This is a genomic window from Brevundimonas diminuta (assembly GCF_050310045.1).
Taxonomy (GTDB): Bacteria; Pseudomonadota; Alphaproteobacteria; order Caulobacterales; family Caulobacteraceae; genus Brevundimonas; species Brevundimonas diminuta_F.
Window position 1 is genome coordinate 404,682 of the sequence record NZ_CP190005.1, and the last position, 17,393, is coordinate 422,074.

Genomic DNA, 17,393 nt, shown 5'->3' on the forward strand with positions numbered 1-17,393 from the left:
CGCTGGCGCGCGGCGCGGCGGCTGCTAGCGTGGCCGGTATGAAATCGGCGCGCTCCTTTCTGACCTCCCTCAGCACGATGGTGCTGCTGTCGCTTGTGCTGGGTCTGCTGGCCGGGGCGGCGGCGCAGGCGTGGGGGCTGCCGGGCGGCCATGTCACGGCGGACTTCATTCAGGCGCTGGGCCAGCTGTGGCTGAATGCGCTGCGGATGACGATCATCCCGCTTGTGTTCAGCCTGCTGGTGACGGGCATCGCCTCCATCGCCGATGCGGCGCGGACCGGGCGGCTGGCGCTGAAGGCGGTGTCGTGGTTCGGAGGGCTGATCGTCTTTGCGACGATTTATGCGGTGGCGGCGGCCTATGGCCTGCACGCCCTGTGGCCCATCGACCCGGAGGGCGCGCGCCTGCTGCTGGCCATCAAGCCGGAGGGCGCCGAGGGCGTCGGCGCGGGCGCGCCGTTCAGCGAGTTCGTCAAGACCATCGCGCCCGCCAACCCGATCCGCGCGGCGGCCGAGGACGCCATTCTGGGCATGGTGGTGTTCGCGGTCTTCTTCGGCTTTGCGGCCTCGGGCCTGCCCGAGCGGCTGCGTGTTCCGCTGATCACCTTCTTCGAGGCGGTCGGCGAGACGATGATCGTCATCGTCCGCTGGGTGCTGAAGGCGGCGCCGCTGGGCGTCTTCGCCCTGTCGATCGGCGTGGGGCTGACGGCGGGGGCCAGCGCGGCGGGGGTGCTGCTGCACTATGTGGCGCTGATCTCCATCGCCTGTATCGGCATCGGCCTGATCTTCTATCCGCTGGCCGTCATCTTCGGTCGGGTGAGCCTGGGCCGGTTCGCGCGGGCGGCGGCCCCGGCGCAGGTGGTGGCCTTTTCCACCCAGTCGTCGCTGGCCAGCCTGCCGGTCATGGTCGAGCGGGCGGTCGATGAACTGGGCGTCAGGCGGGCCACGGCGGGCCTGGTCCTACCGCTGGCGGTGGCGGTGTTCCGCATCACCAGTCCGGTCGCCAATCTGGGGGTGGCCATCTACTGCGCACATTTGTTCGGGCTGCAGCCTTCGGCAGGACAGCTGCTGGCGGCCATGCTGACGGCGGTGTTGATCTCGATCGGCACGGTGGGCCTGCCGGGTCAGGCCAGCTTCTTCGCCTCCATCGCCCCGATCTGCATCGCCATGGGGGTGCCGCTGGAGCTGCTGCCGCTGTTGCTGGCGGTCGAGGTCGTGCCCGACATCTTCCGCACCCTGGGCAATGTCACGGCCAATCTGGCCGTGGTCCGCATCGTTCAGGGCGGCGAAGCGGATGATGCCGGCGAGGCGTCGGACGCCGCCGTGGCGAAGCTGTAGCGGGCGGTCAGGCGCTGGACCGAGGGCGAGGGCAGCAGGCCATAGTGGCGGCGCTCGGTGCGGATCTCGATCTGAAGGCCGCCGTCCGGCGCGGTAGAGAAGACGCCCAGAGCGCGGGTCTGCGTCATGCTTTCATACTGGGGGCGCACGCTGCTGAAACCGATCCACAGGCGGCCGTCGGCGCATCCGGCGATGCGTGATCCGTGCGAAGACCAGTTGCGGTCCAGCAAGACGGGCTGACCTTCGATGGCGACCCGCGCTTCGCCGTGGGGGCTGTTGATCCGCCAGCCGTCGCCGTCGCGCGCGAAGGTCACATCGCCGCCCTGTCCGCCATCTGAGCCGAGGAGTTCGGTCAGGCCCAGTTGCAGGCCCAGCACCTGTTGCAGGTCGGCGGGGCGGGCCTCGCTCGTCGCGTCATGGCCTTCCGCGCGCCAGACGCCGGCAAGATTCGGGCATTCGCCCGGCGGGGCGGTGATTATGGGCGGACCCGGCGCGCGCCACTGCGACGGCAGGCCGCCGGTGTTCGAGACGCAGGCGCCCAGCAGAAGGGCGCTCAGAACAGGGGCGCCAAGTACAGAGGCGATCGCGCGGGCGGATGAAGGTCGGATGGGGCTCACTCTTCCATGGCCTCGAACATGGATTCCGCCTCGTCGAAGGTATCGTAGTCGAGACGTTCGGGCGGACGCAGGATGACGAAACGGCTCAGGATCGGAGCGCCCTTTTCAGGCCGTCGGTCCCATTGCCAGAAGCTGCGGTCGATCCGGCTTTGAAGCAGGGTCCACTCGCCGTCATCAGCGGGCGGGCGCGGCGGTTCGACGGTCATCCGTGGTCAGCTCCCCTGCGGTTCGGGCGCAGCAAAGCCTGTGCGGCGGCGGCTGTCAAAATTTCGCCCTGAATTCTTTTGCCGCAGGGGTCATGGCCTCAGCAGAGTATGTGAAAAAGGGGCTGTGGACCCGGCGGCCCGCAACCCCTTATTCAGTCGATCGTCCAGCAGGGCGGGACGAGGTCGGTCAGTTCCCCTTCGCGCCCGAGGTGTGGGCCGGGCCGCGGAAGACGGCGTTGAGGAACAGCGGCTTCAGCCCTTCCAGGAAGGCGCGCATGGTCACGTCCTGGGTGAAGGCGACGACCTGTCCGCGCCCGACTTCGGACGCCATGGCGACGGGCTTGTAGGCCAGCTGGCGACGGTTCTCGGCCCACAGCTGGCCGGACGCCAGCACCTGATCCGGTCCGGCCAGACGCACCACGTTGGTCCCCTGATCGCGGGCCAGCGGCGCATAGATGTCCGAGCCGCGCACCATGACGCTGAGGGTCGGAGCGACGCCCGCGCCCAGCCAGTGTTCATTGTCGACCACGGCGCTGGCCAGAACGCCCGCGACGGGGTCGGGGGCTCCGCCGTGGTGGCCGGTCATGGCCAGGTATTCGGCGTCGGTGGCGATCTCGCTGCCGCCGCCCTTCTTGTCCTTCTTGTCGTCGCCGTCGGCGGAGACGGCGCCTTCGCGGCGGCTGTCCAGCAGGCCCGCGTCGGGGTCGGTCAGCAGACGGCTGGCGCCGCCGACGCCGATCAGGACGCCGCCCGACTGGACCCAGGCGCGCAGGTTGGCGACGCCGCGCGCGCCCAGCGCCTGTTCATAGTCGCGGCCCGACGGCAGGATCAGCACCTGGTAGCGGGACAGGTCGGCGCTGGCCAGACGACGGGTGCGGACGGCCGTGACCGGCCAGCCGTATTCACGCTCCAGCACATGACGGATCGAGCCTGCCGATTCCGGTTCGGTCGGATCGTCCCAGGCCATGGCGACGCGCGGACCAGTGATGACGGAGGCGCGGTCCGAGCCGATGCTGGGCCCGCTGGAGACCCATGAGGTGGCCAGAGGGGTGACGCGCGCGCCGCTGCCGGCGGCCAGACGGCGGACCCGCTCGTCCAGATCTTCCGGCGAACCGGCGCGCGGCACGATGAAGGAGCCCGCGGGATAGGCGTTGCCGTCCAGGGTGAAGGGCGCCTCGATCGAGCGGACCGGCAGCTTGTCCGTCAGGGCGGCGGTCAGGAAGCGCATCCCCGCCGTGCCCGGATGGATGGCGTAGCCATAGGTCGCATCGCCCTGAGCCACGGCGGCCGGGCGGATCAGCTCGGGCCCGACGGCGGCCGTCTGGACCGAGGGGGCGCCGGTGCAGCGCTGGCTGGGCACATTGAACAGCAGGGGCAGGGACCAGCCGGTCAGATCATAGATCTCATCGCCCAGACCGCGCGCGCGGCGGGCTTCCTGCTCGGCGAGGAATTTCGGGTCCAGCGGCACGTCCTTGGCCAGCAGGGTCTCGGCCATGCGGCGCTGGGGCTGGGACAGGTTCACGATGTAATCGCCCGCCTGATAGTTCTGGCCGCAGGCGGAGAAGGAGGCGGTCGCGCGTCCGACTTCCAGCCCCGAGCGGACCAGCAGGCCCGCCAGCTTATCGGCCGCAGCCGGGTCGGCGGCGGCGGAACGCGACAGGACATAGGCGCCGCGTCCGCCCGAAATCCCGTCGCGGTGGAAGGCGTAGAAGTCGCTGAGCAGCTTTTCGCGGTCGCGGGCGGCGGTCTCGATGGTCGACAGGGTAGCGGTCAGGTGGCCCTTGACCGTGTCGGCGTAGGTCAGCATCTCGCCCGACGACCGGCGCGCCAGCAGACCGCGCGACGACCCCTGCTCATAGGTCATGGATACGGCGCCGAAATAGGCGGGCCAGCCGTCGCCATAGCCGGGATAGAAGGCGTCGAAGGTCTCACGCGTGAAATAGTCCAGCCCGGCCTGATCGAAACGGGCGGCGTTGTTGCGGCCGAACCGCTCGCGCGCCTCCAGAATGGCCGGATAGATCCACGGGTTCAGCGGCTGGGCTTCGGGCGGGAAGAAGAAGCTGGAATCGGTGCCCATCTCGTGGGAATCGACCACCACCTGCGGCCGCCATTCGCGGATCAGGGCCGAGTGGCCTTGAGTCTCCGGCTGGGACTGGATGAACCAGTCGCGGTTCAGGTCGAACAGATTGTGGTTGTAGCGGCCCGACGGCCACGGCTCGGCCCGCTCGGCCGACAGGGGGTCGCCGTTGGGCTGGGCGCCCAGACCCGCCTCGAAGCTGTTGATGAAGCGCTCGCGCCCGTCGGGGTTCTGGGTCGGGACGAAGACGACCACGACATTTTCCAGCCAGCCCTGAGCCTCGGCGTCGAGGCCGTCGGTCAGGCGGCGTGCGGCCATGATGGCGGCGTCGGCGGGGCTGATCTCATTGCCGTGGACCGAATAGGCCATCCAGACGATGGCGGGCGTGTCGTTGATCAGGGCGCGGGCCTGCTCGGGGCTGGTCCGGCGCGGATCGGCCAGGGCGTTGGTCGCGGCCTTGATGGCGTCCAGCCGGGCGATGTTGCGCGGCGAGCCGACGGCGGCCCAGAACAGGGGGCGGCTTTCCCACGTCTGGGCGTAGTCGCCCATGACCATGCGGTCGGGATTGGCGGTCCGCAGCGCCTCGAAATAGCGGCGTACATCGGCCGAGCGAGTGATGCGCTCGCCATTCTCGTGGCCGACGACGGCCAGAAGCTCGGGCGGGTTCTGTTGCGCCAGTGCGGGCGCAGCGGCGGCCATGGCCAGGCTGAGCGCCAGCAGGGAACAGGCGGCGCGACGACGATATGACATAAGATTACTCCCCCTACAGACCGAAGACCTTAGCCGTGCAGGCGACTCGAAGGAAGCGGCGACGGCAAAACCGCAGGATCATCGTGCGGCGCCGTCATGTCCGAAAACCGCGAGACAAGGTGGCGTCGAGGGCGCAGGGTGCGGGGATGGAAAACGCCCGCGACATGCTGGATCAGGAGGCCTGTTATCGGGCGGTTCTGACGCGCGACCCGCGCTTCGACGGGCGCTTCTTCACCTGCGTGAAGTCCACCGGGATCTACTGCCGCCCGGTCTGTCCGGCGCGGACGCCCAGGCGCGAGAATATGCGGTTCGTCGCCAGCGCGGCGGCGGCCGAAGAGGCGGGCTTTCGCGCCTGCCTGCGCTGTCGGCCCGAGACGGCGCCTGATATGGGCGCATGGCGCGGCACCTCCAACACCGTCAGTCGGGCGCTGAATCTGATCGAGGCGGGCGCGCTCGATAGCCACTCTGAGCATGGGGGCGACGTCGACGCCCTGGCAGCGCGGCTGGGGGTGGGCGAGCGGCATCTGCGCCGTCTGTTCCGCCAGCATCTGGGCGCCGCCCCGGTCAGCGTGGCCCAGACGCGCCGCGTCCTGCTGGCCAAGGCCCTGATCCACCAGACCGACCTGCCGATGGCCGAGGTGGCGATGGCGTCCGGCTTCGGCAGCGTGCGCCGTTTCAATGAGACGTTTCAGGCCCTGTATGGACGGCCGCCGTCGGCGCTGCGGGCGCGTGCCGAACGGCCGTGGGATGGCGGGGTCAGGCTGAGCCTGCCCTATCGCCCGCCCTATGAGGTCGAGGCCATGCTGGCCGCACTGAAGGCGAGCGGCGAGACGGTCGACGGCGTCGTCTGGCGCCGCGTTCTGGCCCCGGCGACGGATGGGACGACGGGCGAGGTCTCGGCCTGGTTCGAGACGGACGACCGGCTGGCGGTCACGGCGGCGCTGGATGATCTGAAGGCCCTGCCGGGGGTGCTGGCGCGGGTGCGGCGGCTGTTCGATCTGTCGGCTGATCCCGAGGCGATCCGGCGCGACCTGTCGGCAGATTCCTTGCTGGCGCCGCTGGTGAAGGCGCGGCCGGGTCTGCGTCTGCCGGGCGACTGGCTGGATGAGGCGGAAGACATGGCCAGCGACCGGCTTGAGGACGAGCGGCTGGCGGGGCGGGCCGAGCAATGGCGGCCCTGGCGGGCCTATGGCGTGCTGCACCTGCGCGAAGCGGGGATCGACGGCGCGCAAATCATGGAGAGCGACAATGAAAAAGACGCAGCCTGAAGCCTTTACGCTGGATCGTATCGCCACGCCGGTGGGGGAGGTGCTGCTGGTGACGGACGCCGACGGCGCCGTGCGCGCCTTCGACTTCACCGACTATGAGGCGCGGATGATGAAGCTGCTGGCCCGCCACTATGGCGAGGTGCGGCTGGCGCCGGGGCGGGCGCCCGAAGCGGTGCGGAATGCCATCTCCGCCTATTTCGATGGTGACCTGACAGCGCTGGACAACGTCGCGGTGAAGACCGGCGGCACGGATTTCCAGCGCGCGGTCTGGGCGGCGCTGCGGACCATTCCGGCGGGGCGGACGTGGAGCTATGGCCAACTGGCGCAGGCCATCGGCAAGCCCGCCGCCGTGCGCGCCGTGGGGCTGGCCAACGGGGCCAATCCGATCGGCGTCATCGTGCCCTGTCACCGGGTCGTCGGCGCCAATGGAACCCTGACCGGCTATGCGGGCGGGCTGGAGCGCAAGCGCTGGCTGCTAGCGCACGAAGCGTCACGGAACGGTCCTGAGGATAGACCCCGGCAGGGGGCGTTCGCGCTGGACTAATGTCGGATATTCATTCGGGCGCTCATTTAGGGAGTCTGGAGCCGGATCATGCTGTTTCGTTGGCCTCGCACTCTAAAAATGCCCTTTGAACTAATTGAAACGCGTCAATGTCGATAATTAATAATTCGACTCCAAAATCTGAATTGATGAAGGTCATTGTTTCTGATCTAAAGCGCCCCCAATTCTCGATTTATTAAAAGTAGCGCCTCCGCCTTATGGGGGATAACTAGCGAAATTCGAGATATGGGGGAGCATCACTTTGGATTCGCTATCGATTAACGTCCAAATCGGTCAAAATGTAAAATTGGCGCGTAAGGGTGCTGGCCTTGATGTGGCTCAACTTGCCGCGCTACTCGACACAAGCACTGATCAGATTGAGCGCATAGAGGCAGGGACGCATCGCGCTACGGCCGAGATGCTGTGGCTGATGGCGCGGGCGATGGGGGTGTCTGTTTGCGTGTTCTTTACCGAGTTTGGTCAGTCGCCTAAAGTGTAACAACGGTACTGGACAGGACTCGCTTTTCGGTAGAGCCTCCCTGTGACGACAGCTTTCGCAGCATATCGTCTGCGACTGTCGCCTCGAAGGGGGGAGATATGACGCCCGAAACAGATTTTGAGAGTGGCTTTCAAGAACTCTCCAGGCCGCTGGTTGAGAATCAGATCGAAGACGCGCGGGATGTATTGGAAGAAAAACTTCTTCAGCATACGCCCGCCACGAATCGTGAGGCGGCATTACTGCTCGATCTTGCGCTTGCGAACATTGAGATCGGCGGGCGGTGCGATGGCCTTGATGTTGAGGCCGTGCGAACAGTGCGCTCTTACCTGTCGTCAGAACCTAACTGACTATGCCTTCTGGTGGTGGACCTTGGCTGGATGATGAAACGGCTGCATGGGGCCGTCGTCGACGCCGCAGGTGGCGATGACCAGTATAAGCCTGTCGGAATGGCTGGCGGGTAAGACCGGCACGGATTCGGCCGCCGCGTTGATGAAGATGTCCCGGAGACAATCAGCCGGGCGTAAGACCCGCGTGGCGGCGTTGACATCGGCCAGCGGGGCTTCTCTGCTTCCGGCCATGACGACGCCGCGGGGCAAGGCCCTGATTGATTCCCTCTGGTATGTGATCCCGCTGGCGATCGCGGTCGGGCTGAACGCTGTCGTGAGGCCGTTCATGGCGGAGCGCCTCGGCGGCGAGATGATCCGCCGAGGCGCCAGCGTCAGGGGCCCGGATACATGGTGGACGTTCGACGCCGCCACGCGCGCCGAGCACCCGTGGCAGACCGGGTTTCTGGAGATGTCGCACGGGGCGGTGGCGTTCGCGACCCTTGTGGTGATCGCAGTCCTGTTCGTCTGGCGCTGTTTCGCTCGGCCGGGAGGCTAGGCGGCGCCGTCCAGGAACAGGCGGCAGGCCGGGTTGTTCGTCTCGTCGACGTAAGGATAGCCCAGCGCGTCCAGCGCTGAGGTCAGCGCCGCCTGTTGATCTGGCGGGACGCTGACGCCCGCCAGCACCCGGCCCGCATCGTCGCCGTGATTGCGATAATGGAACAGGGTCAGCGCCCAGGCAGGCTGAAGGCTGTTGAGGAAGCGCAGGAAGGCGCCCGGCCGCTCGGGGAACTCAAAGCGCAGCAGCCGCTCGTGCGGCAGGCCGATGGTGCGCCCGCCGACCATGTGGCGGACGTGCAGCTTGGCCGTCTCATTGTCGCTCATGTCGACGACACGATAGCCGTCGGCGGTCAGGCGGCTGATGAGGCTTTCGCGCTCGGCGGCGCCGTCGCGCAGGGCCACGCCGACGAAGATCTGGGCCGCGCCGTCGCCGGACCAGCGGTAGTTGAATTCCGTGATCGACCGGCCGTCGAGGCTTTGCAGGAATCGATGATAGTCGTCACGTCGATCCGGCATGGAGACGGCGAACAGGGCTTCGGCGCCCTCGCCGATCTCGGCCCGCTCGGCGACGTGGCGCAGACGGTCGAAGTTGACGTTGGCGCCCGAGTTGATGGCGACCAGCGCGCCTGATCCCGGATTGCGCGCGGTCCACGCCTTGAGTCCCGCCAGCGCCACAGCGCCCGACGGCTCGGCCACGGCGCGCACGTCGTCGAAGATGTCCTTCACCGCGGCGCAGACGGCGTCGGTGTCCACCAGCACGATCTCGTCCAGCAGGTCGCGGCACAGGCGGAAGGTCTCGTCGCCCGCACGGCGCACCGCCACCCCGTCGGCGAACAGGCCGACCTGATCCAGATCGACCACGCGCCCGGCGTCGATGGCGCTCTTCATCGTCGGCGCCTCGGCGGGCTCGACGCCGATCAGCCGCGTCTCGGGCCGCAGGAAGCGGATGATGGCCGCCACCCCCGCCGCCAGCCCGCCGCCGCCGATGGGGATGAAGACGGCGTCGATCGGATCGGGGTGCTGGCGCAGGATCTCCAGCCCGACCGTGCCCTGCCCGGCGATGACGTCTGGGTCGTCGAAGGGGTGAACGAAGGTGGCGCCGGTTTCCTTCTCCAGCGTGCGTGCGTGGGCGTAGGCGTCGTCGAAGCTTTCGCCGTGCAGCACGACCTGGCCGCCCAGCCCCCGAACCGCCGCCACCTTGATGCCGGGCGTGGTGGTCGGCATGACGATGGTCGCGGCCGCCCCGCGCTTCGCCGCAGCCAGCGCCACCCCCTGCGCGTGATTACCCGCCGAGGCGCAGATGACGCCGCGCGCCAGTTCGGCCTGACTGAGGGCCGCGATCCTGTTGTAGGCGCCCCTGATCTTGAACGAAAAGACCGGCTGCAGGTCCTCACGCTTTAGCAGGGCAGGCCGCCCGATCCGCGCCGACAGCCGCTTCAGCGGGTCGAGCGGAGTCTCCTCAGCCACGTCATAGACGCGCGCGGTCAGGATGCGGCGGACGGTGTCTTGCACGATTATCTCGATAAGCGGCGGAAGCGTGGGGTCGAATGACCTCCCGTCTAGGTCATATCTCGCGTGAAGAGCAACAGATTGCCTGTTGCGGTGCATCATGACGCCGTGGAGTGAATGTATTTACCCGGATAAAATAAACGCTTATATCATCCGGGTAAATATGGAGTTCCTCTCATGCATCCAACCGAACGAAAGGCGCTGGTCGCCGCCTATAAGGAGCGCCCCGTCATCGCCGGGGTGTTCGCCGTCATCTGTTCCGCCACCGGCCGCAGCTGGGTGGGCCAGAGTCGCCACATCGACACCCAGCAGAACAGCCTGTGGTTCTCGCTGAAGACCGGCGGCAGTCCGTTCGCCTCCCTGCAGGCGGAATGGAAGGCGCACGGCCCCGACAGCTTTCGCTTCGAACAACTGGACCGCCTGTCGCCGGACCTGTCGGACATGGCCCGCAAGGACGAGCTGAAGAAGCGTGCGGCGCTGTGGACGGCCCGGCTGGGGGCGGAGGCGCTGTAGATCGCGCTTGCGATGTAACCTGTAGGTGATATGTAACCTCTAGGTATCACGGGAGGCGCCGATGGACGACGACCTGAAGCGGGCGAAGGCGAACGAGCGGCGGCGGGTAAGGCGGCTGCGAATGATCGCGGCGCTGGGGGGTATGGGTCTGACGGCGGCTGTGTGCGGCGTTGTGCTGGCCAATCGTGGTGAGGGGCACGCAGTGAACGCCGGGGCTATCCTGGCCTTGCTCGGACTTTGTGCGGTCGTCGCTTCCATGGTGCTCGGAATGCACAATGGACCGGATTCCGACACCATCCGGGTGGAGCGCGCCAAAGGGGGCTATCGCGATAGCGTTCAGAAAAAGCGCGCCGTGTCGATGGCGATCATGCCGTTGACGTCGCTCATTGTTGTTTATCTGGGCACGAAGTCCGCCTGGGCCATCGCCGGAGGGCAGGGGGATTGGGGCGATTGGAAAATGGCTGCACTGTCGCCAATGGTTTCCGGCGTATTGCTGTCGATGGTCACGGGTTTCGATATTCGTGGCGACAAGAAGATGAAGCGGCTGCTGGAGGACGAACTGACCCTGTCCTTCCGTCGCTCGGCGCTGAACGCAGCCCTAGGCGTGGCGCTGGCGGGGATGTTGGTCGTCTTCGCCCTCGGCCTTTGGAAGCCGCAGGCGGCGGTGGCTGCCCTGCCGGGGCTGATGTTCGTCACCGCCTCGGCGGCGGGGCTGCGTTACTGGCAGCTGGATCGGCGGGCTGCCGGTGGCTGATCCGCGTCTGGTCGTGAAGCTGAAGGCCGTGCGCACGGCGGCGGGCTTGACGCAGCAGGAACTGGCCGACCGCGCCGGACTGTCACGCAAGACGGTGAATACGGTGGAGAATGAGGTCTTCACCCCGTCGGTGCTGGTGGCTCTGACGCTGGCGCAGGCGCTGGGCGTGTCGCTGGACGCCCTGTTCACCCTGGAAGACTGAGCCGATTTCCCTTGCGCCGTGTGCGGAACAGCCTACATTGCGCCTGCTTATGCTAACTTTGAGCATAAGTCGGGACCGCGCAGACGGTCGTTGAGGGAGTAGGGATGATGGCGGACGGCGCTTTCGGTCTGTCGCAGGAATTGGCGGAAGAAACCGCCCCGGTGTGGGACAAGGTCAAGGACCACGTCACGCCGCTGGAATGGCCCGAACAGGCCCGGCTGATCAGCGAGATCAACCGGCTGAAGCGCGAGCGCGACGCGGTCATCCTGGCCCACAACTATATGACGCCCGAGATTTTCCACGGCGTGGGCGACTATGTCGGCGACAGCCTGGGGCTGGCCAAGGAGGCCGCCAATTCCAAGGCCAAGGTGATCGTTCAGGCGGGCGTTCACTTCATGGCCGAGACGTCCAAGATCCTGTCGCCGGACAAGACGGTGCTGATCCCCGACCTGCGCGCGGGCTGTTCGCTGGCGTCCTCGATCACGGGGGCGGACGTGCGACTGATCAAGGAGCGGCATCCGGGCCTGCCGGTCGTCACCTATGTGAACACCACGGCAGATGTGAAGGCCGAAACCGATATCTGCTGCACCAGCGCCAACGCCGTTCAGGTCGTCGAATGGGCGGCCAAGGAATGGGGCGTCGACAAGGTCATCCTGATCCCCGACGAATATCTGGCGCGCAACGTCGCGGCCCAGACGACGGTGGGCATCATCGCCTGGGCGGGCCACTGCGAGGTGCACAAGCGCTTCACCACGCAGGACATCGCCGACATGCGCGACGCCTGGCCGGACGCCGAGGTGCTGGCCCACCCTGAATGCCCTGAAGAGATCCTGCGCGCCGCCGACTTCGCCGGTTCGACCGCCGCCATGACCGAATATGTCGAGCAGCGTCGGCCGAAGCGGGTGGTGCTGATCACCGAATGCTCGATGGCCTCGAACATCAAGGGCGACGTGCCCGAGGTGGAGTTCGTCGGCCCGTGCAACCTGTGCCCGCACATGAAGCGCATCACGCTGGAGAACATCCGCGACTGCCTGCTGCACATGCAGTTCGAGGTGACGGTGTCGGAAGAGATGCTGGAGAGGGCGGCCCTGGCGGTGCAGCGGATGATCGACCTGCCGCCGCCGTCGAAGCCTGCACGCTATGATCTGGTCAAGGCGCGGCATCATGTCGATGTGGAGCTGATCTGATGGCCCTGTCCGCAATCCTTCTCCCCTCGGGGGAGAAGGTGGGGCGCGCAGCGCCTCGGATGAGGGGGCTGTCGGATCCGGGTGAGACGTCGAGGGTGGGGCTGGCGTCCCCCTCATCCGTCCGGCTCCGCCGTCCACCTTCTCCCCCGAGGGGAGAAGGATGAGCGCCGAGGGGCCGTGGGGCGCGCGCGACGGTTCGACGCCTGCGCCTGTGCAAACGCCTGCGCGCGAGACGCCGCGCTACAGCGCCCGCCATGAAACGCCGCGCGAGGACAAGGGGCAGCACCCGGTCTGGGCGGTGGTCTCGACCCTGCTGATGGCGGGGTTTCTGTGGTTCCTGACCGGCAGCTGGGTCGTGGCGGGCGCCGTTCTGTTCGGCCTGTTCGTGCATGAGTACGGCCATGTGCTGGCGATGAACCGCGTCGGCATGGGCCCGGCGCGCATCTACATCATCCCCTTCCTGGGCGGGCTGGCGAAGGGCCAGCGCGCGCCGAAGAGCGAGTGGCACGGGGTGCTGGTGTCGCTGGCGGGACCGGCGTTCGGCCTGCTGGCCATGATCCCCTTCGTGGCGGTGGGTCTGGCGATGAAGTCGCAGGAATGGCTGATGGGCGCCTTCTTCATCGCCATGATCAATCTGCTGAACCTGCTGCCTGCGCCGCCGCTGGACGGGTCCAAGGCGCTGGGGCCGGTGCTGACGCGGGTGCATCCGCGGCTGGAGCAGGTCGCACTGCTGGTCGTCGGCGGTCTGGCCGTGTGGTGGGGACTGTCGACGGGACGGTTGATCCTCGCGATCTTTCTGGGACTGGCGGTGTTCGGCCATCTGAAGCGCGGCGTCTGGCGCGCGGCGTGGGGACAGCTGAGCTGGCCTGAGACGAGACGCAGCCTGGCCCTCTACCTGTTGACGGCCGTGGTCTGCGCGGCGGCGGCGATCGGCGCCCTGCTGCCGCTGACGGGCGGGGCGGTCGAGCCAGCGTTCGAGATGGGTCTGCGCTTCTTCGGTGTGGGAGGCCGCTAGGCGAATGGCGCGCATCCGGCATGAAGGGCCTGTGATCATCGGCGGCGGGCTGGCGGGCCTGTCGGCGGCGCTGGAGGCGGCCGGGGCGCTCGGCCCGGAGAGCAAGGTGCTGGTGGTGACGCCTGAGCCGCTGTTGAGCGCCTGCTCTTCGGCGTGGGCGCAGGGCGGGATGGCGGCGGCCCTGTCGCCGCAGGACAGCGCGGCCCTGCACGCCAAGGACACTGAAGGCGCAGGCGCCGGTCTGGTCGAGGCTGAAGCGGCGCGCGCCCTGACGACGCGCGGGCGTGAGACGGTCGAGTGGCTGGCGGCGCTGGGCGCGCCCTTCGACCGCGATGACGACGGCGGATTTTCCGTCAGTCTGGAGGCGGCGCACAGCCTGCCGCGCGTGGCGCGGGTGGGCGGCGACGGCGCGGGGCGGGCCATACTGTCGGCCGTGGTCGCCGCCGCGCGGGCGACGAAGGTCATTGAAATCTGGGAAGACGGGCGGCTGCGCGGCCTGATCCACGACGTGGACGGCCGGGTGCGCGGCGCCGTGATCGAGCGGCGCGGCGGCCGGTTGGACGAAGTGTTCGCGCCTGCCGTGGTGCTGGCCACCGGGGGGATCGGCGGCCTGTTCGAGGCGACGACCAATCCATCGGCCTTGCGCGGCGAGGGGCTGGCGTTGGCGTATCATGCGGGGGCTGAGATTCTGGACCCCGAGTTCGTGCAGTTCCACCCGACGGCGATCGATGTGGGGCTGGACCCGGCGCCGCTGGCGACCGAGGCCCTGCGTGGCGAGGGGGCGCGGCTGGTCGATGGAGATGGCGTCTTCCTGCTGGGCGATCATCCCGACGCCGATCTGGCGCCGAGGGACATCGTGGCGCGGGCGGTGCACGCGGCGCGCAACGAGGGGCGCGGCGCCTTCCTCGATGCGACGAAGGCGGTGGGCGAAGCCTTTCCGCATGAGTTTCCGGCGGTCTTCGCCGCCTGCATGAGGGCCGGGTTGGACCCGCGCGTCAGCCCGATTCAGGTGGCGGCGGCGGCCCACTATCACATGGGCGGGATCGTCGCGGATGATGAGGGGCGCACCTCGGTCCCCGGCCTGTTCGCCATCGGCGAGTGCGCGGCGACGGGGGTGCATGGGGCCAACCGGCTGGCGTCCAACTCCCTGCTGGAAGCGGGCGCCTTCGGGCGGCGCGCGGGTCGGGCGGCGGCGGGCGAGGTCCAGCCCGAGCGACGGCCGCTGGCGGCTGTGCAGGCGATGACGGATCTGCCGCCCGAGGCGCTGGCGACCTTGCGCGCGGCCATGACGCGCCATGCGGGCGTGGTGCGGGACGAGGCGGGGCTGACGGCGCTGCTGGCCCTGATCGACGACCTGGCGAAGGCGCATCCGACGGCGGCGTGTCTGACGGCGGCGCGGCTGGTCGCCGAGGGGGCGCTGAACCGGCGCGAGAGCCGGGGCGGCCACTATCGCCGCGACTTCCCCGACAGCCTGCCGAGGGCCGAGCACACGCGGATGCGCGCAGCAACGGCGCCTGTACGCGACGAAGAGGCCGAGGCGGCGACGCTCGCCGTTCTGGCGGCCGTGATCTGAATGACGAAGGACGTATCCGTGACACGAACCCTGCCGGACCTGCTGATCGAGCCCGTGGTGCGCATGGCGCTGGCCGAGGATCTGGGCCGTACGGGCGATGTGACGGCGCAGGCCTGCATCCCCGAGGACGCCCGCTTCAGCGCTGTCTTCTGCGCGCGTCAGGCCGGGGTGATGGCGGGCGGGGCGGTGGTGCGGATCGCGGTCCACGCGCTGGATCCGCAGGCGACGGTGACGATTAAGGTTGCTGACGGCGAGACGTTCGAGGCCGGAACCGTGCTGGTGGCGGTCGAGGCCAACGCCCGCGCCCTGCTGGCGGCCGAGCGGATGGCGCTGAACCTGCTGGGCCGGATGTGCGGCATCGCCACCCTGACGCGCACCTATGTGCAGGCGGTCGCGGGGACCCATGCGCGCATCGCCGACACCCGCAAGACCACGCCGGGGCTACGGGCGCTGGAGAAGCATGCGGTCGCCTGCGGCGGCGGGCTGAACCATCGCTTCGGGCTGGATGACGCCATCCTGATCAAGGACAACCACGTCGCCGTCTGCGGCGGGGCGGGCGAGGCGGTGCGACGCGCCAAGGCTTTCGCGCCCCACCTGATGAAGGTCGAGGTCGAGGTCGACGGTCTGGATCAGCTGGACGAGGTGCTGGTCGAGCGGCCTGACGTCATCATGCTGGACAACTTCAGCCTCGCCGACATGGCCGAGGCGGTGCGGCGCGTGCGCGCGGCCGCTGTGCCGGTGGTGCTGGAGGCGTCAGGGGGCGTGAATCTGAACACGGTCGCAGGCATCGCCGCCACGGGCGTCGACGTCATTTCAGTGGGCGCCCTGACCCACTCGGTTCCGCAGCTCGATATCGGGCTGGACGAGGCCTGACGCGGGGTCAGGCCTCGGCGGCGACGATGATCGAAGCGGCCGGAGCCGCAGCGGCGGTCTTGACTGTCGCGGGCTGCGTGGCGGTGGTGCGCTGCGTGGCGGCGACAGGCGCGGCCTGTGCGGCGCGGGCGGCAGCCGGCGTCGTTGCAGCGTCTTGAGGCGTCGTTGTGGTCTTGTCGCTGGCGGAAGCAGCTTCGCGCGCCAGCACGGCGCTATAGGCCACGGCGCCGGTAAGGTTGCGGGCGGCCTCCGACGGATCAAGGCTGGCCTGCACAAGACGCGGCGCGGTTTCGGCCGGGCCTGACGGACGCGGATTATAGGCGAAGGCCTGGCTGGCGCCGGTGCGGCCGCCGAAGCGGTAGAAGAGGTGGTCGCCGACCTGGTTCACGCGCACCAGATTGTTGCGCCACGACGGTGAAACGGACGTGGTGTGGAAGTGGGTGGCGTTGCCGACGGCGCCGAACACCTGACCGGACAGGGCCTTGGTCGCCACTTCGCGGGCGCGGTTCCAGGCGGCGCGGTTGACGGCGCCGCGCATGGCGCCGTTGCAGGTGAAGCTGAACTGGCAGCCAGAGCCGCGGTTGGCGCCCTGATAGACGACGCTGCAGACGGTCTTGGGGAAGGCGGGGTGGCGGGCGCGGTTCAGCACCACCTGGGCCACGGCCTTCATGCCGTCGCGACCTTCGCCGCGCGCTTCATAATAGACGGCCTGAGTCAGGCATTCCAGGTCGCGTGACTGGTCCAGCGCGCCGTCGAGACGGAAGGGGCGGGCGGCGGAGACGCGGGTCGCTGCGGCGCCCTCGCGGCGCAGGCCGTCCTTGCCCTGAAGCTGTTCCAGACGGGCGGTCAGCAGCTCTGCCTGGCGATCACGCTGGGCCGAACCGGCGACGGAATAGGGATCATGGCGGTGGGCGATGGCCAGGGCGCTGGCGTCCAGGCCGCCGGCCGCATCGGCCAGCGCTTCCTGAGTATAACCCCCCGCGCCTGCGCCCTGCAGGCGCTCGGCCTGATTGCGCACGGTCGAGGCCTGGGCGGCCAGGCCGCCCAGATAGGCCCCTCCGACTGCGAGACCGACGACGCCGCCGAACGCCGCCGCTGCCGTCGTGGGGCGCAGGCGGAATGAGCGGGCGGCGTGCATCAGCGCACGCGTCTGCGAGGAGAAAGACAAAGGCGTAGTCCTGTACAACAGGGCGAGGATGCCGCCCCCGTAGATCCGAACCCCGGCGACAAGGACGCGTCGCGCTTGAGCGGGTTCGGGTGAACGCCGACTGACGCCGGCCCTCGAAGGCGGGCCTTTATCCATCTGTTTATGGCCTCATTGTGACTGATTCGCCAGAAACATAATTTTTAGAGCATATGGAAAAGCGCGTTTAGTCGTTGTTTAAGTGTCGTTCGATCGTAACGAAAATACGCCATAGATGTTCTTGTAGTAACTGTATTCGTATGCTGATCGAAGATTACGCTCGCGGCGGCCTTGACGCGAATAAGCTATTTGAGGGGGTGTGACATCTTGGCGGCCAGAGTCATGCCATAGATGGGAACCGGCTGATGATTCCCGCGTTGCAAGCTCTGCTATTTCAAGGAGTTGACC

Annotated in this window: 18 protein-coding genes; 13 read left to right on the plus strand and 5 right to left on the minus strand. The window is 68.1% G+C overall.

Going from position 1 to position 17,393, the window contains the following annotated elements; translation table 11 throughout:
- The first annotated feature begins 38 nt into the window (after positions 1 to 38).
- The gene (locus ACORJG_RS01965; RefSeq protein ID WP_427792936.1) at positions 39 to 1,334 is read left to right on the plus strand and encodes a dicarboxylate/amino acid:cation symporter; all 1,296 of its coding nucleotides are present in this window, start codon (positions 39 to 41) and stop codon (positions 1,332 to 1,334) included.
- Here the strand turns inward: ACORJG_RS01965 and ACORJG_RS01970 are convergent.
- The 3 genes from ACORJG_RS01970 to ACORJG_RS01980 form a co-directional block, all read right to left on the minus strand.
- The gene (locus ACORJG_RS01970) at positions 1,274 to 1,951 is read right to left on the minus strand and encodes a hypothetical protein (protein WP_427791162.1); all 678 of its coding nucleotides are present in this window, start codon (positions 1,949 to 1,951) and stop codon (positions 1,274 to 1,276) included. The genes ACORJG_RS01965 and ACORJG_RS01970 overlap by 61 nt on opposite strands.
- Complete coding sequence (locus tag ACORJG_RS01975) at positions 1,948 to 2,157, minus strand: hypothetical protein (RefSeq protein WP_427791164.1); 210 nt, start codon at positions 2,155 to 2,157, stop codon at positions 1,948 to 1,950. The genes ACORJG_RS01970 and ACORJG_RS01975 overlap by 4 nt, the downstream gene beginning before the upstream one ends.
- A 187-nt stretch (positions 2,158 to 2,344) precedes the next feature.
- A complete protein-coding gene (locus ACORJG_RS01980) occupies positions 2,345 to 4,984 on the minus strand; it encodes a M14 metallopeptidase family protein (protein WP_427791166.1) in 2,640 nt (879 codons plus the stop codon).
- Positions 4,985 to 5,130: 146 nt separating this feature from the next.
- Between ACORJG_RS01980 and ACORJG_RS01985 the strand changes: the two genes are divergently transcribed.
- The 5 genes from ACORJG_RS01985 to ACORJG_RS02005 all read left to right on the plus strand — a co-directional run bounded on the left by ACORJG_RS01985 (position 5,131) and on the right by ACORJG_RS02005 (position 8,174).
- On the plus strand, positions 5,131 to 6,252 hold the full coding sequence (locus ACORJG_RS01985) for a bifunctional transcriptional activator/DNA repair enzyme AdaA (RefSeq protein ID WP_427791167.1): 1,122 nt from the start codon (positions 5,131 to 5,133) through the stop codon (positions 6,250 to 6,252).
- The gene (locus ACORJG_RS01990; RefSeq protein WP_427791168.1) at positions 6,233 to 6,796 is read left to right on the plus strand and encodes a methylated-DNA--[protein]-cysteine S-methyltransferase; all 564 of its coding nucleotides are present in this window, start codon (positions 6,233 to 6,235) and stop codon (positions 6,794 to 6,796) included. Before ACORJG_RS01985 ends, ACORJG_RS01990 begins: the two co-directional genes overlap by 20 nt.
- A gap of 259 nt (positions 6,797 to 7,055) precedes the next feature.
- Positions 7,056 to 7,292, plus strand: a complete 237-nt coding sequence (locus ACORJG_RS01995; RefSeq protein ID WP_427791169.1) for a helix-turn-helix domain-containing protein — start codon at positions 7,056 to 7,058, stop codon at positions 7,290 to 7,292.
- Positions 7,293 to 7,390: 98 nt separating this feature from the next.
- Positions 7,391 to 7,639: a hypothetical protein gene (locus ACORJG_RS02000; RefSeq protein WP_427791170.1), complete on the plus strand. Its 249-nt coding sequence runs from the start codon at positions 7,391 to 7,393 to the stop codon at positions 7,637 to 7,639.
- 46 nt (positions 7,640 to 7,685) lie between these two features.
- A complete protein-coding gene (locus ACORJG_RS02005) occupies positions 7,686 to 8,174 on the plus strand; it encodes a hypothetical protein (protein WP_427791171.1) in 489 nt (162 codons plus the stop codon).
- On the opposite strand, the gene ilvA is transcribed toward ACORJG_RS02005, so the two are convergent.
- The gene (gene ilvA, locus ACORJG_RS02010) at positions 8,171 to 9,688 is read right to left on the minus strand and encodes a threonine ammonia-lyase, biosynthetic (protein ID WP_427791172.1); all 1,518 of its coding nucleotides are present in this window, start codon (positions 9,686 to 9,688) and stop codon (positions 8,171 to 8,173) included. The two genes, ACORJG_RS02005 and ilvA, sit on opposite strands and share 4 nt — an antisense overlap.
- A 174-nt stretch (positions 9,689 to 9,862) precedes the next feature.
- Between ilvA and ACORJG_RS02015 the strand changes: the two genes are divergently transcribed.
- The 7 genes from ACORJG_RS02015 (at position 9,863) to nadC (ending at position 15,802) form a co-directional block, all read left to right on the plus strand.
- Positions 9,863 to 10,198 carry a GIY-YIG nuclease family protein gene (locus ACORJG_RS02015; protein ID WP_427791174.1) on the plus strand — a complete coding sequence of 112 codons (336 nt, stop codon included), beginning with the start codon at positions 9,863 to 9,865 and terminating at the stop codon, positions 10,196 to 10,198.
- 61 nt (positions 10,199 to 10,259) lie between these two features.
- Positions 10,260 to 10,952 (plus strand): hypothetical protein, encoded by a 693-nt coding sequence (locus tag ACORJG_RS02020; RefSeq protein ID WP_427791176.1) that lies wholly within the window; start codon positions 10,260 to 10,262, stop codon positions 10,950 to 10,952.
- Positions 10,945 to 11,154: a helix-turn-helix transcriptional regulator gene (locus tag ACORJG_RS02025; protein WP_427791178.1), complete on the plus strand. Its 210-nt coding sequence runs from the start codon at positions 10,945 to 10,947 to the stop codon at positions 11,152 to 11,154. Before ACORJG_RS02020 ends, ACORJG_RS02025 begins: the two co-directional genes overlap by 8 nt.
- 107 nt (positions 11,155 to 11,261) lie before the next feature.
- On the plus strand, positions 11,262 to 12,341 hold the full coding sequence (gene nadA / locus ACORJG_RS02030) for a quinolinate synthase NadA (protein WP_427791180.1): 1,080 nt from the start codon (positions 11,262 to 11,264) through the stop codon (positions 12,339 to 12,341).
- A 160-nt stretch (positions 12,342 to 12,501) separates the two neighbouring features.
- Complete coding sequence (locus ACORJG_RS02035; protein ID WP_427791182.1) at positions 12,502 to 13,356, plus strand: metalloprotease; 855 nt, start codon at positions 12,502 to 12,504, stop codon at positions 13,354 to 13,356.
- Between the two features lie 4 nt (positions 13,357 to 13,360).
- Positions 13,361 to 14,929 carry an L-aspartate oxidase gene (locus ACORJG_RS02040; RefSeq protein ID WP_427791184.1) on the plus strand — a complete coding sequence of 523 codons (1,569 nt, stop codon included), beginning with the start codon at positions 13,361 to 13,363 and terminating at the stop codon, positions 14,927 to 14,929.
- Positions 14,930 to 15,802, plus strand: coding sequence for a carboxylating nicotinate-nucleotide diphosphorylase (gene nadC / locus ACORJG_RS02045; RefSeq protein WP_427791186.1), 873 nt, complete (start codon positions 14,930 to 14,932; stop codon positions 15,800 to 15,802).
- Between the two features lie 7 nt (positions 15,803 to 15,809).
- Here nadC and ACORJG_RS02050 read toward each other — a convergent pair whose 3' ends face one another.
- Complete coding sequence (locus ACORJG_RS02050) at positions 15,810 to 16,970, minus strand: cell wall hydrolase (RefSeq protein ID WP_427791188.1); 1,161 nt, start codon at positions 16,968 to 16,970, stop codon at positions 15,810 to 15,812.
- Positions 16,971 to 17,393: the final 423 nt, after the last annotated feature.